15 protein-coding genes are annotated in these 14379 nt (G+C 37.5%); 5 read left to right on the top strand and 10 right to left on the bottom strand.

Annotation, left to right across the window (positions count from 1 at the left end; genetic code table 11):
* Positions 1-273 precede the first annotated feature (273 nt).
* Positions 274-594: a hypothetical protein gene (locus CD118_RS10000; RefSeq protein ID WP_103356650.1), complete on the top strand. Its 321-nt coding sequence runs from the start codon at positions 274-276 to the stop codon at positions 592-594.
* Positions 595-1039: 445 nt separating this feature from the next.
* Here CD118_RS10000 and mhqD read toward each other — a convergent pair whose 3' ends face one another.
* The 5 genes from mhqD to CD118_RS09975 all read right to left on the bottom strand — a co-directional run bounded on the left by mhqD (position 1040) and on the right by CD118_RS09975 (position 4614).
* Positions 1040-1627 (bottom strand): methylhydroquinone degradation carboxylesterase MhqD, encoded by a 588-nt coding sequence (gene mhqD / locus CD118_RS09995; protein WP_050331904.1) that lies wholly within the window; start codon positions 1625-1627, stop codon positions 1040-1042.
* A gap of 20 nt (positions 1628-1647) precedes the next feature.
* Positions 1648-2262 (bottom strand): flavin reductase family protein, encoded by a 615-nt coding sequence (locus CD118_RS09990; protein WP_103356649.1) that lies wholly within the window; start codon positions 2260-2262, stop codon positions 1648-1650.
* Between the two features lie 31 nt (positions 2263-2293).
* Positions 2294-3250, bottom strand: a complete 957-nt coding sequence (locus CD118_RS09985; RefSeq protein WP_103356648.1) for a ring-cleaving dioxygenase — start codon at positions 3248-3250, stop codon at positions 2294-2296.
* 79 nt (positions 3251-3329) lie between these two features.
* Positions 3330-3761, bottom strand: coding sequence for a MarR family winged helix-turn-helix transcriptional regulator (locus tag CD118_RS09980; RefSeq protein ID WP_103356647.1), 432 nt, complete (start codon positions 3759-3761; stop codon positions 3330-3332).
* A gap of 337 nt (positions 3762-4098) precedes the next feature.
* Complete coding sequence (locus tag CD118_RS09975) at positions 4099-4614, bottom strand: YceI family protein (protein ID WP_050331900.1); 516 nt, start codon at positions 4612-4614, stop codon at positions 4099-4101.
* Positions 4615-5144: 530 nt separating this feature from the next.
* Here CD118_RS09975 and ureE point away from each other — a divergent pair.
* From ureE to CD118_RS09955, 4 genes are read left to right on the top strand one after another with little or no spacing between them, the layout of a single operon-like run.
* Positions 5145-5600 carry an urease accessory protein UreE gene (ureE, locus tag CD118_RS09970; RefSeq protein ID WP_016425710.1) on the top strand — a complete coding sequence of 152 codons (456 nt, stop codon included), beginning with the start codon at positions 5145-5147 and terminating at the stop codon, positions 5598-5600.
* On the top strand, positions 5593-6282 hold the full coding sequence (locus CD118_RS09965) for an urease accessory protein UreF (protein WP_060830470.1): 690 nt from the start codon (positions 5593-5595) through the stop codon (positions 6280-6282). The genes ureE and CD118_RS09965 overlap by 8 nt, the downstream gene beginning before the upstream one ends.
* Before the next feature lie 11 nt (positions 6283-6293).
* Entirely contained in the window at positions 6294-6905 is a 612-nt protein-coding gene (gene ureG, locus CD118_RS09960) for an urease accessory protein UreG (protein ID WP_060830469.1), read from the top strand.
* A complete protein-coding gene (locus CD118_RS09955; protein ID WP_060830468.1) occupies positions 6905-7738 on the top strand; it encodes an urease accessory protein UreD in 834 nt (277 codons plus the stop codon). Before ureG ends, CD118_RS09955 begins: the two co-directional genes overlap by 1 nt.
* 68 nt (positions 7739-7806) lie before the next feature.
* Here CD118_RS09955 and CD118_RS09950 read toward each other — a convergent pair whose 3' ends face one another.
* From CD118_RS09950 to CD118_RS09930, 5 genes are all read right to left on the bottom strand, one after another.
* The gene (locus CD118_RS09950; RefSeq protein ID WP_060830467.1) at positions 7807-8553 is read right to left on the bottom strand and encodes a cyclase family protein; all 747 of its coding nucleotides are present in this window, start codon (positions 8551-8553) and stop codon (positions 7807-7809) included.
* A gap of 26 nt (positions 8554-8579) precedes the next feature.
* On the bottom strand, positions 8580-10835 hold the full coding sequence (metE, locus tag CD118_RS09945) for a 5-methyltetrahydropteroyltriglutamate--homocysteine S-methyltransferase (RefSeq protein ID WP_103356646.1): 2256 nt from the start codon (positions 10833-10835) through the stop codon (positions 8580-8582).
* Entirely contained in the window at positions 10829-12670 is a 1842-nt protein-coding gene (locus tag CD118_RS09940) for a bifunctional homocysteine S-methyltransferase/methylenetetrahydrofolate reductase (protein WP_103356645.1), read from the bottom strand. Before CD118_RS09940 ends, metE begins: the two co-directional genes overlap by 7 nt.
* Complete coding sequence (metC, locus tag CD118_RS09935) at positions 12624-13799, bottom strand: cystathionine beta-lyase MetC (protein ID WP_103356644.1); 1176 nt, start codon at positions 13797-13799, stop codon at positions 12624-12626. Before metC ends, CD118_RS09940 begins: the two co-directional genes overlap by 47 nt.
* Positions 13777-14379, bottom strand: a 603-nt coding sequence (locus tag CD118_RS09930) for a PLP-dependent transferase (protein ID WP_206167718.1), incomplete at its 5' end; no start/stop codon positions are given. The genes metC and CD118_RS09930, both read right to left, overlap by 23 nt.

The raw sequence follows: 14379 nt of genomic DNA, 5'->3' as shown, positions 1-14379 counted from the left end.
CATAGGCACAATATCTCCTTAATCGTTGGTTTAGGCACTTACAATTATAGAGATATTTGTGCTTTTTTAATATCAAAAATTAAAATAACGGTCAGTGAATACTTCACCAACCGTTAAATGATATGCCCCCATTACACCGGACACATAAAGTGAAAAGTTGAATAGAGACGTTTTTTAAGTTCTGAGACGTATGTAAAGTTCGGTCTATAGCGCTATGCATTTTTCCATAATCCTTTGTATATTATGAATAGCCTCAATCAAAGGAGAAAATTCATGAAGAAAAAAAGATTTGGTGTAGTGCTTATTGTTTTTTTATTTATTAGTATATTCGTTTATTTAGTATCCAGTTTTTATATGCTTCATAAAAAAGAAGTGTTTTATGGAAAGCGTGGGCATAAAAATCAACCCATCACACTCCACTCTGAAGATGATCAGTATCAAATGAAAATAGGGGAGAAACTGCGTTCAATTGAAGAAGGCAAATGGGTTAAAGTCGTATTTGCAGATCAAAAAGGTGTGATTATTGATATTACAACTACAGATAAAGAGCAAATCCCTAAAGAGATATTACAAAAAATAGAGGGCAGTGAATAAGATGAAGCAATCTATATTGGGGACAGGCAATGGCGTTTTTACATACTCATTGCTCAACAAGGTCTTAAATAGGCAATTTAAAAATAGATGGGACAGTTGTAATATCAATAATCCGTACACGCTCTCAAATTGTTGCACAAGAAGCGGTACATGAGTGTATCGAAGGAAGCGCTGAGTGATGTTAAAACAGAATACAGTGATTATATAAATGCTTTTATTTAATCACTGTATTCTGTTTTAGATAAGGGCTAGGACATGGACGTCTAGTTCCCTTCAAAAATAGCCGTTAAAATCCATTTTAAATTTTAACGGCTATTTATGCGTAGTCCCATTAAGACGACACCAAGCTTGTTATAATCAGGTGGATTCATCAATCCAGCTCTTACTACCATTTTATTATTGATTGGCGCAGCTTTTCTAGCGTTGCTAACGGACGTTACTTTCTTTATAGTGTTGCTTTTGCTGCTTCAACTGTTTCACGTGTTAATTCATGACTGTTCACCCAAAATTCAGTTACCTCTGCACCACGATCTTTAAAGATTGAGCGAACGTGCTCACTTTCCGAGATAGGTACGATAGGGTCATTTTTACCCATTGAAAGGTAGACTGACTTACCACTTAAATCGATATCTTTTGGTACTTCTAAAGGATAGAGTGGTGCAAATAATAGGCCTTTTTTATATGGCATCGCTTCATTCAACATTAAACTAATCGCAATGTTAGAACCGTTAGAAAAACCAACGAGAATCACTTCATTGAGATCAAATTGATAACGCTGAGCAGCTTCTTGTAAGAACTCGTGTAATTCTGTCGTTCTAAATTTTAAGTCTTCTACGTCATATTGACCTTCACCGTGACGTTTGAAGAAACGGTTCATCCCATTTTCTGAAATGTTACCACGTACACCTAAAGCATTGTACGTTGGATCAAGTAATTCGGCAATTGGGAGTAAATCATGTTCATCGCCGCCTGTCCCATGCAGTAGGACAAAAGTTGGTTTTGATAAATCACCTTGTTTAAAAATATGTTCCATATCCATTCACCTCTTTATCATTATCGGGGTCTTTTAATTGTAAAAGTTTCACCTAATCGTGCATAATCATCGCCTGCAAGTCGACTTACAGGTTTAAGATTTTCAACGTCAATATAGCCCTTATCAACGTCGAATAGTTGTTCATCTATTGATACTTTTTGAATTTCTAACAGTAATAAATCATTTGCGGTTTCAGTTTCTGATTGAATTTCAATATGCTGATAAAGTTTTACTTCAAAACGTATAGCACTTTCATTCAAACTTGGAACAGAAACGTATTCGGAATCAGTCGTCGTAAATTGCGTGAGATCTAACTCGCTTTCATTAGCAGACAATGGCGCAGCGGTTTGATTCGCATCTGAAACATTATTTTCAGTCACAACATGAATGACTGCTTCTTGTGAATTTATTATATTTCTCGCTGTATCTTTCATGACACCTTCTTTGCGTGATACAGAAATTGAGAGTATCGCAGGTTCCGAAGATACAATATTAAAGAAACTGAAAGGTGCAACATTAACAAGCCCTTCCTCAGACTGACTTGTGACCAATGCGATAGGGCGTGGTACGACAGAGCCTATTAAAAATTTATACATTTGCTTTTTGGATAGTTCAGAAGCGCGAAACGTGTACATTATTGACCCTCCAGTCTACATACAATTAATTTTATGAGCGTGTTGTATCAAATTCACGAATTTCTGATTCAATATAATCTCTTTGATTTTCTAAAAATGGTGGAAGTGAAAGTGATTCACCAAGTGTTTCATAAGGTTCATCTCCAGCGAATCCTGGTCCGTCTGTTGAAAGTTCAATTAAAACATGACCGATACGTGTGTAAAGTGCTTTAAAGTAGAAACGGTCAACGATACCAGAGCTACCTACACCTAATTGGTTATATTTTTCAAACCAAGAATTAAGTGCATCATCGTCTTCAACACGGAAAGAAACGTGGTGAACTTGACCGTAACCTGGTCGACTTTGAACGCCTTCATCTTTACGTAGGATAACTTGACCTCCATTACCGCCTTTACCTACTTCTAATAGTGTGACGTTTTCTTCTTCAATAATAGGCTTCATATCATAGAGTTCCATCAATGTTTGTTTGAATTCATCGTAGTAGCTTACTGTAATTTCAATTGGGCCTAAACCATAGATTGCTTTATCTTGTGGGACAGGGCCATTTTTCCAAGAAACACCTGGTTCAACACCTGTATTGTTTTCATCAGAAATCAATTGATATTTTTGACCGTCTTCTTCTTCAAAACGTAAGATTTTTTTATCAAATAGTGTGTCGATGTCGTCGTGTTTTACTCCGAACTCATCAAAGCGTTGTTGATAGTATTCAAGTGCTGCATCATTTGGCACACGGAAAGCAGTACGACTGATAGAATTTGTGCCTGATGCACCTTTTGGATTATTTGGAAAATCAAAGAAAGTCATATCTGTTCCTGCGTGACCTTCATCATCTGCAAAGAATGTGTGGTAAGTGTAAATGTCATCTTGGTTAACTGTTTTTTTAACAAGTCTCATACCAAGTACGTCAGTAAAAAAGTGATAATTGCGTTCTACATCATTTGTCATTGCAGTTACGTGGTGGATCCCTTTAAGTGGATATTGTGTCATAAGAAAAACTCCTTTATTCATTAATAATTATCTCTAATTCGAACTAAATTTGTGTGAAAGAAAAGTACACGTAAACAACTTAGTTGTCGGTTGGTGTACTCAATGTTTTTAAAGTCTGCTGTAAAGTATTTAACTCTTCCGTTGTTAGTTCTGAAAAGGCTGCCTCAATTGCTTTAGCGTGTTGTGGAAAAATTTGAGTCATGAGCGCTTGCCCTTTATTCGTTAAGGCTGCATAGCTTACACGTCTGTCTTTTTCGCATTGTCTTCGCTGTAATAGTCCTTTTTCCTCTAGTTTTTGCACAACATAAGTTGTACTACTACTTGCAATTAAAATGCGTTCTTGGATTCGTTGAATGCTGTGTTCGCCCTTATTGTACAAAAGCTCAAGTACAGCAAATTCGGTAATATTTAACCCATAAGATTTCACATCATTGCGTATGATTTTATCAATCATGTCATTTGCACGTTTGAGTCCAATAAGTGTTTTAAGCGCAATGTCCGTTCGTTGCAATTGACAACCCCTCCTTTTATTTCGAATTCGAAATAATTATAACTTGTAGATTTAGCAAAGTAAAGAATTAAGTTTAATTTTTATACCTGCATCCAACATACAACGGCTCAATGTTGATTTGATGCGGTTTGTATCTTTACAAGTTATAAAAAGTGATTCCTTTTAAAAGGAGAGTACGCTATATATATTGCCGGTTTTCACATTATAAAACTTTTTAATCGAAACCATTGATGAAACGAATAAAAAAAAAAAACAAATCATCGGCGTAGCATACTGCCTTTAAAAACGTCTATAGGACATTTCAGTATATGAGCGCGCGATGATTTGTTGAGATGCATTAAGCTTCGATAGCAAATTCACTATCAAGTTCAAATTGAATGTCTTTACCTAACATAACGCCACCAGTTTCTAGTGTTTGGTTAAAGCTAATACCGTATTTTTCTCGGTTGATCGTACCTCTTACAACAAAACCAGTGACTTGGCCACCAGTCATTGGATTTGCGCTCACACCGTTGTGTGTAAAATCAAACGTTTCTTCATGTGTTTGACCTGCAATTGTAAGATGACCTGTAATTTGGTTTTCAGTGATTTGAGTAGATTCAAATTTGATTTCTGGATATGTTTCGCTATCAAAGAAATCTTTTGTTTTTAAGTGTTGGTCACGATCCGCATTACCTGTGTCAACAGAGTCTACTTTAATTGTTGCTACTGCTGATAATGAAGAAGCATCTTCTACATCACCAGTTAATTGAATATCGTAGTCTTTAAAAGTACCTCTAATTTTAGAAACCATTAAATGTTTAATTGAAAAACCAAAAGTACTGTGTACAGTATCAAGATTAAATTGTGTCATTATAAATGACCTCCCTTAATTTTTGTTGTAGTTATTTTCTTTTTCTAAGTATAAAAAATATACCATTAATAAAAATTAATAGCAAGGATGAAAGTTTGAATCGTATTTTTTAATGTAAAATCAAGCAATAATTGTTTAACTATGCATGTTTATATTGCTATCCTATAATAATTTTAATTTAAAGTGACGGTTTCATGATGGATGAGTAACGTCAGACATTTGAAATATGGTAAAGTAAGGATAGTAGAAAAATGAATAGTTTCTATGATTAAAAGGTTGTAGACCTATGAGAGTGAAATTTTTCGTATTTTACCTCATGAAAGCGCGGATAAAAGAATAAATATGAGACAGCGAGACTGGGTGGGGGATGTCTCACATCTTGTGCAATATTACTCATTTTTGGCGAGTATAATCATATGTTTTAATAGCTATTGCGCGCAACTATTAGTGTTTTGTTATTAATTCTTAATTGAAGTTTTGTTTTTGTACGAAAACAATGAATGTGAAGATAATGTTAGGAGATGAAATTGATGATAGTAGAAGAAATTCAAGGTAACATTGCACAACTTTCTCAAGATGAAAAAAATATACATATTGAGAAGGTTTATTTAGAAAACTCAGACCTTGTGAAACGAATTCAAAGGGTAACTTCAGATCATGGCACTGAAATTGGCATTCGTTTAAGTCAGCCAATTGATCTTCAGTATGGTGATATTTTATATCGTGATGATCAAAATATGATTATTATCGATGTCAATTCAGAAGATATTATAGCAATCCGTCCACGTACGATTAAAGAAATGGGAGAAATAGCGCATCAATTAGGAAATCGCCATTTACCGGCTCAGTTTACGGATGAGAATGAGATGCTTGTTCAGTATGATTACCTCGTAGAAGATTTATTGAAAGAACAAGGTATTCCGTATCAACGAGAAGATCGTAAAGTCAATCAGGCCTTTAAACATATAGGACATTCACATGACTAACTTAGCGAAATTGAAGTTGTTCCAATTTTGTGATTCACAATTTCCAACAGGCGCTTTTAGCCATTCTTTTGGGCTAGAAACTTATATCCAACGTGGGGCGATTTATGATGGCATGACTTTTCGGAAATGGTTGGAAGTGTTTTTAACAGAACAACTCACGTATACAGATGGCTTGGCGATGCGTTTGGTTTATGAAGCGATTGAATCGAATACCCCAGAGGTTATTGAACGGTTCGATCAACTGTTGTTTGTGCAAAATATTCCTCGAGAAACGAGAAATGGAACGAAACAAATGGGGAAACGCATGATTCAACTTGCGCATACGCTTTACGATGATGAATGGTTGGATTGGTACTATGAACGTGCGAATGCATATGCGCTTCATACACATCCAGCTGTTGTTTTTACATTGTTGGGTCATCATTTAAAGATACCAATTGAGGAAATTATTGATTATTATTACTATCAAAATATTTCCAGTTTAACGCAAAATGCTGTTCGTGCCATCCCACTTGGACAAACAGAAGGGCAGAAAATTGTAGCGCAAATGATTCCTTTTATTGCACGGACACGGGAAGCTGTAATGCGATTAGATGAAAAAGATTTTGGTATTACAGCACCGGGTATTGAAATGAATCAGCTTGAGCATGAACATGTGGATGTACGTATATTTATTTCATAGGAGGAATAGAAATGAAACCGATAAAAATTGGTGTAGGGGGTCCTGTAGGGGCCGGCAAAACCCAACTTATTGAAAAAATTGTTAAACGTCTCGCATTAGAGAAAAGCATTGGCGTTATTACAAATGATATTTATACAAAAGAGGACCAAAAAATCCTAGTCAATACAGGCGTACTTCCTGAAGATCGTATTATTGGTGTGGAAACTGGGGGTTGTCCGCATACAGCTATTCGGGAAGATGCTTCTATGAATTTCGCAGCAATCGATGAATTGATGGAAAGACATTCTGATATTGAACTTATATTTATTGAATCAGGTGGCGACAATTTAGCAGCGACTTTTAGTCCGGAACTGGTTGATTTTTCGATTTATATTATTGATGTGGCACAAGGTGAAAAAATCCCACGTAAAGGTGGGCAAGGCATGATTAAATCGGATTACTTTGTCATTAATAAAACAGATTTAGCACCCTATGTAGGAGCTTCTTTAGAACGTATGGCTGAAGATACTAAAAAATTCCGTAAAAATCGTCCATTCGCATTTACAAATTTAAAAACGGATGAAGGTTTAGACCAAGTGATGGATTGGATTAAAAAAGATATCTTCTTTGAAGGGCTAGAGTAATGGCCATTTCAAAATGGACGGGTGAACTCGACCTGACCTTTAAACATGATGGGACCCGTACCGTTAACGGGAAGACATATTATCAGGGCGGTTTGAAAGTATTACGTCCGACGTATTTAAATGGAAGCCCACATCCGACAATGTTTTTAATCAACTTAGGTGGCGGTTTTGTAGACGGAGATCGGTATCGTACTGCGATACACTTTGAGCCTCGTGCCCATGCCGTGCTTACAACACAAGGTGCTACGATTGTGTTCAAGACTTTGGAAGATAAGGTGGAACAATATCAAACGTTTCACTTAGAAGATGAATCATTTATGGAATATATTAGTGATCCGATTATTGGATATACGCATGCAAAATTTTATCAACATAATCGGTTTCATCTGAGTTCCACTGCATCAATGTTTTATACTGATATTTTGACACCGGGCTACGATCAAGAGGGAAAACCATTTAATTATCATTATTTACAATTATTAAATGAAATCTATGTAGATGATCAGTTAGTTGTTTATGACCATTTAAAGTTAGATACACAAAAAAATAAAGTGACGGATATGGGTTATATGGAGGGATTTACACACATGGCGGCCTGCTTTTATATGAGTCCGGGTGTAAATCAAAAAGTGGTTGAAGCGGTTCAAGAAGTCGTGCAACCTTTTATGCGTGAAGATTGTCGTGTTGGCGTCACTTTATTGCCTACAAGCGGCCTAACATTTCGTATCTTAGCGCATTCAACAGGGATGATACAAGAAGTGATTAACGCTGTGCACCAATTTGTCATGACAACTTATCATGAAGAAGATGCACAATTTTTAAGAAAATATTAAAAAAACTGTCTCTCAGAAATTGAAGCTGAGAGACAGTTTTTTAATAGAGATGATAACGTAAGATCTCTTTATTCATTCGGAACGATAGCAAAACTTCTTACAGGAAAGCCAGGGGCCTCATCTGGTTTAGGACAAATATTATAAATGACAGCGCCACGACTAGGAACTTGGTCTAAGTGAGCCAACAATTCAATCTGGTAACGGTCTTGTCCAAGGACATATCTTTCACCGACAATATCTCCATTTTTTGCGATATCAATGGATGCATCGGTATCAAATGTTTCATGACCAATGGCAGCGACGTGACGTTCTTCTATAAGGAAGGTTAACGCATCTAATGACCAACCCGGTAAATGTTGCTGCCCATTTGCATCTTTATTTTCAAAAGAGGTGTGATCCGGCCAGCGTTTGGACCAATCACTTCGAAAAGCGACAAATGTATTCGGTTCAATCTTGCCATGTGTCTCTTCCCATGACGCAATGTGCGCCCGTGTTAGACGGAAATCTGCATCTTTTGCGACGGCTTCTGAGAAATCGAGTACAATGAGTGGTAAAACCAATTCTTGTAATTTTAATTCATGTAAATAACGCTGATTTTCAACAAAATGAATAGGTGCGTCGATGTGTGTGCCATATTGTGTGACAAATGACCATTGTTGAACGAAAAAGCCATCTTGTTCTACTGTAAAGGGTGTTTCAACTTGTGCACCTTCAAATGCATTAAAATGTGGGGACTTTGCATTGAAAGTATGTGTTAAATCGACCCATTTTGCTTCTTTAAGTGCGTTGAGTTGTTCCCAAAGTGGATATGTCATGCTATCAGACCTCCTTTATTAACTCCTTATGCTGACGTTTGTGGGGATTCAATATGATCTTGACGTAATTTTTTAGCGCTATTAACGAGTACGCTTAATGCTGCTTTTACTTCATCTTCTTTACGTGTTTTGAGACCGCAGTCTGGATTTACCCAGAATAATGAACGATCGATTTCTTTTAATGCACGATGGATGGCTGTTGTAATTTCTTCTTCAGTAGGGATACGCGGGCTATGAATGTCGTATACACCTAAACCAATACCTAAATCATAGTTAATATCTTCAAAGTCTTTAATCAAATCACCGTGACTTCTTGATGTTTCAATTGAAATCACATCTGCATCTAGGTCATGAATCGCATGGATAATCTGTCCGAATTGCGAATAACACATATGCGTATGAATTTGCGTCTCATCTGCAACGGAAGATGTCGCGAGTTTGAAACTATGGACCGCTTTCTCTAAATAAGCAGCATGGAATTCTTGACGTAAAGGTAAGCCTTCGCGCAATGCAGGTTCATCCACTTGAATGACTTGAATGCCGGCTTTTTCCAACGCTAAAACTTCTTCATTAATTGCGAGTGCAATTTGATCTTGAACCGTTGCACGCGGGATATCTACACGTTCAAATGACCAGTTTAAGATGGTTACTGGACCCGTAAGCATTCCTTTTACAGGTTTGTCTGTTAAACTTTGCGCATAAACCGTTTCTTTAACAGTTAATGGTGCAGTCCATTTTACATCACCGTAAATGATAGGTGGTTTAACGGCACGAGAGCCATAAGATTGAACCCATCCGAAACGTGTCACAAGGAAGCCTTGTAATTTTTCACCAAAGAATTCAACCATGTCATTTCGTTCAAATTCACCATGTACAAAAACGTCTAAACCAATTTCTTCTTGAATTTCAATCCAACGTTTAATCTCATTCTTTAAAAATGTATCGTAAGCTTCATCTGTAATACGTTTATTTTTCCAGTCTGCACGCTGTTTTCGAACTTCAGGTGATTGTGGAAATGACCCGATTGTTGTTGTTGGTAAATCAGGTAAGTTTAAGCGACGTTGTTGTAATACTTTTCGCTCAGAAAAAGCAGAAGCACGTTGAGAACGGACGCTTTCAAAATCATAGTCAAGGTTTTTGAAGTCTTGGCTTTGGAAACGTGTATATTGCGCATGTGATTTATCATATTGTTCTGTTTGGTTATTGTTAATTGCATTTTTTAAAGCTGCTAATTCTTCTAATTTTTCAGTCGCAAAGCTTAATCCATCGCGTACAGTTTCATCTAATGTCTCGTCGTCTAGTGATACAGGAACGAGTAGTAGGGAAGAAGATGGGTTAATGTACAAGTCGTCGGAATATTGAGATAATTTTTCGATGAGTGCTTTCTTAGCTTCCACATCTGCAGCCCATACATTTCGTCCGTCAATGACACCTGCAAATAAAGTTTTTGAGGAATCAAGATCGCCATTTTCAATTTGTCGAAGGTTATGCCCGTGATCATGTACGAAATCAAGACCAATCCCTTTTACAGGTAAATCGCTTAAAAACTTAACATTGGCACGTTCGAAATAAGTTTGGATAATGAGCTTTTGCGCCACTTCAGCATCTGCAAATGCTTGATAAGCTTCTTGAGTAATCGCTTCAAGTTCAGTGCTTTTATCAGTGACTAATATAGGTTCATCCACTTGAATCAACTCTGCGCCAGCTTGAATGAGTGATTCAAAAACTTCGATATAAAGCGGTAATAAAGTACGAACTTTGTCTTCGAACGATTGATTGCCACCTTTCGAAAGTGCGACGAAAGTAATCGGTCCGACAATAACAGGATGCGCATTAATGTGTAGCGATTTTGCGTAATTAAAGCGTTCAAGTAATGTATTTTTACCTACTTTAGGAGAGACATTGTCCCATTCAGGTACGATATAGTGATAGTTCGTGTTAAACCATTTAATTAATGCACTTGCGACATTCTCTTTGTTCCCACGAGCAATGTCAAAAAGGAGATCGTCATTCACTTCACGGCCTTGAAAACGTTCAGGAATGATATTAAAGAGTAACGAAGTATCTAAGATATGATCATAAAGTGAAAAGTCACCGACAGGCACACTATCTAGACCATAATGCTTTTGTAGTAATAAGTTTTCACGATGTAAATTTTGTAATTGGCTATCTAATTCTTCTTTAGTGATTTTTTTATTCCAGTAGCTTTCAATCGCCTTTTTCCATTCACGTTTACGTCCAAGTCTTGGGAATCCTAAGTTTGTTGTTTTAATTGTCATAATATCGCCTCCTGATGGGTTTGTGTAATTGATTTTGAATAAGCTGCAAGTTCTAGTGAATAGTCCACACGTTCAAAAGGTGTGATTAAATAGAGACCATTAAAATATGTGTGAACTGTATCAATGATTGACTTGCAAAGTGAAATGCTAAGTTGGTAGGTTGCTTCTTTGTCACTTGCTACTGCTTTAAATTGCTCGAGTATCTCTTCTGACATTTTGATACCAGGCACCTCATTATGTAGAAATAAAGCATTATTGTAACTTGTAATCGGCATGACACCTATAAAAATAGGGACATTGAGGTGCTTTGTTGCTTCATAAATTTCAATAATTTTTTCTTTTGAAAATACAGGTTGCGTAATAAAGTAACTCATTCCGCTTTCGATTTTTGTTTCCATTTTGCGTACAGCGGCTTTAATGTTTCTTACGTGTGGGTCGAAACCACCAGCGATGTTGAATTGTGTCGTTGTTTTCAGCGCATCACCATCCGTATTGATGCCTTTATTAAATTTGAGTGCGAGTTCAGTCAGACCTTTTGAGTTCACATCGTAAACATTGGTCGCACCAGGTAAATGACCGATTTTAGAAGGGTCGCCCGTAATCGCAAGAATCTCATGAATGCCTAAAAGCGACAATCCGAGTAGATGGGATTGCAAGCCAATGAGGTTACGATCCCGACATGTAATATGAACGAGGGGTTCAATATCAAATCGTTGCTTAATCAAACTTGCTGCTGCAATATTTGAAATACGCACTGTCGCAAGGGAGTTGTCTGCTAAAGTGACTGCATCAATATTCGCTTCATCTAAAGCTTTGACATTGTTAAAAAATTTCGTTGTATCTAGGTGTTTAGGCGTATCGAGTTCAACAATGATTGTTGGTTTTTGCCGAACCCGATCAGCTAAATTAAGTTGATGCTGATTTTGGGCTAACGTCTCTCTTTTTTTATCAATAGGGATAACCTTTTTATTTTGTATCGGTTTAAGTCCTTTTACGGCAGATTTGATGTGCCGTATATGTTCTGGTGTCGTACCACAACAGCCTCCAATCAAGCGGACACCTTCTTGGATCAGTTGTTGCGCCGTATCACCAAAATATTGGGCATTATCACTATATTTAAACGTATGCTGATCCAAATCGAGTAAACTCGCATTCGGGTAACAGGAGAGATACGCTTTGTCCGGTAGTGCAATATGACTAAACGAGTGTTTCATATGGTGTGGCCCATGATGGCAGTTCAAGCCGACAACATTTGCGCCAGCAGCAACGATTTGCTGTAACGCGTCATTAATTTCAGTACCATCTCTTAAGTAATTCGTATTGGAAGCTGTGAGTTGGGCAATGATTGGAATATTGTAATTTTGACGGGTTTGAGTAATGACTCTAATTAACTCAGTTAAATCATAATAGGTTTCAAACAACAGCCCGTCTACACCTGATTCGATAAGTGTATCGACTTGAATTTCTGTATGGTATTGAATGGCAGACAAGGATAGCTCACCTTGCTTTACACCTCTAAAACCACCTACAGTACCTAAAATAAACGTGTCAGGACGGGCAGCCCGTTTCGCAATGGCTACTGCTGCTTGATGAATGGCCTTTACTTTATGTTCGAGTCCAAAAGGTTGCAACTTTTCGAAATTGGCACCATACGTATTCGTTTGAATGACATCTGCACCAGCTTCGATGTAAGAGCGATGAATATGCTCGACCTTTTCAGGGTGCGTCAGGTTATATGCTTCTGGACAGGTATCTAAGCCTTCAGAGTAAAGAATCGTTCCCATTGCACCATCAGCCACTAGAACGTTGTTTTGTAGCGCTTTTAACAACCGACTCATCATATCCCTCCTTTAATGCATCATCTAAATCCGCGATTAATTCTTCAACATTTTCTATACCGACACTTAATCGGAATAAACCGAATGTAATCCCTCGTGCTTCACGAATATCCTCTGGAATGCTCGCATGTGACATGGTGTTCGGGTGAGAAAGAATCGTTTCAACGCCACCTAAACTTAATGACACAAGTGGAATCGTGAGTTTTTCAGCAAATTGTTGCGCGTAGGACTCATCTTTTAAGCGAAATCCGAGAACGGCACCGCCACTATGGGCTTGTTGCAGATGAACGGTGCTATTTCCTGGGTAATAGACGTACGAAATGGCTGGATGTTGTTCTAAAAAGCGACAGACTTCTTTAGCATTTTTAACTGATTGTTGAAAACGAACATCCAACGTTTTAATGTGCTGGGTCAGCGTCCAACTGTCGTATACAGATAAACCACTACCTGTGCCGTTTTGAATTAAATAAAGTGCGTCGGCAATTGCTTTATCATTGGTAATGACGGCACCAGCGATAACATCACTATGTCCACCTAAAAACTTCGTAGCGCTATGAATGACAATGTCAGCACCGAGATCTAAAGGATTCTGTCCAAGAGGCGTCATAAATGTATTATCAACAGCAACTGTAATGCCATATTCTTTAGCAAGTTGTGCCACTTGTCTAATATCAGTAATTTTAAATAAAGGGTTAGAAGGCGTTTCAACATAAATCAATCGTGTTGAAGGACGAATCGCTTTACGAATCTCGTTAATATCTTCAGCATTGACCGTAGTAAATGAAATATTAAAACGAGACAAGATGCTTTCAGTTAATCGAAATGTCCCACCATAGACGTCATCAGGTAAAATTACATGATCACCTGCTTGCAATGTTAGGAAAACAGCTGTAATCGCTGCGATACCAGAGTTAAAAGCATATCCAAACTGACCATTTTCTAACTGAGCTAATTTTGTTTCAAGCAGCTCACGATTAGGATTGCCACTTCTGGCGTAATCATATTCGTAAGGGCCACCCAACTCTTGTTGATGATAAGTAGAAGAGTAATAAAGTGGGATATTGGCGCTTTTATATTTGTGGCCTCTGTTCGTATCATGGATTAATTCAGTTTGTTTCGTGCGCTTCATAAAGAACACCCTCCTTAGATTTCTCAAGTGCTTGGATTAAATCATTTTCAATATCTTCGTAAGCTTCAATACCAATGGATAAACGTATTAAATGTTGATCGATACCGCGTCTATCTTTTTCATCATCTGGCATATCGACATGGGTTTGTGTATAAGGAAAAGTGATAAATGTTTCAGTTCCACCTAAACTTTCTGCAAAACGGCAAACTTGGATATGTTGTAACAACGCAGCCACTTGATAATTAGGCGCAAGGCGTAAACTTAACATCCCTGTTCGCCCGCTGTACAACACTTCGGCAATCCCTTCCAATTGTTGACATCGCTCTGCGAGACGTTGCGCATTCTGTTGTGCACGTTCCACGCGTAAATGTAATGTCTTCAGTCCACGTTGCAACAAATAACTATCAATAGGTGCTAGGGTAGCGCCAATCATATTATGTAGTTGCGTAAATTGTTCAGCTAGAACAGGATCTTTAACAGTGACGACACCTGCTAGTACATCGTTATGACCTCCGATATACTTCGTCGCAGAATGTAAGACGATGTCAGCCCCATCTTCTAGTGGCGTGGACAAATAAGG

The organism is Staphylococcus coagulans (assembly GCF_002901995.1).
Taxonomy (GTDB): domain Bacteria; phylum Bacillota; class Bacilli; order Staphylococcales; family Staphylococcaceae; genus Staphylococcus; species Staphylococcus coagulans.
This window is presented reverse-complemented; position numbering and strand designations above follow the sequence as displayed.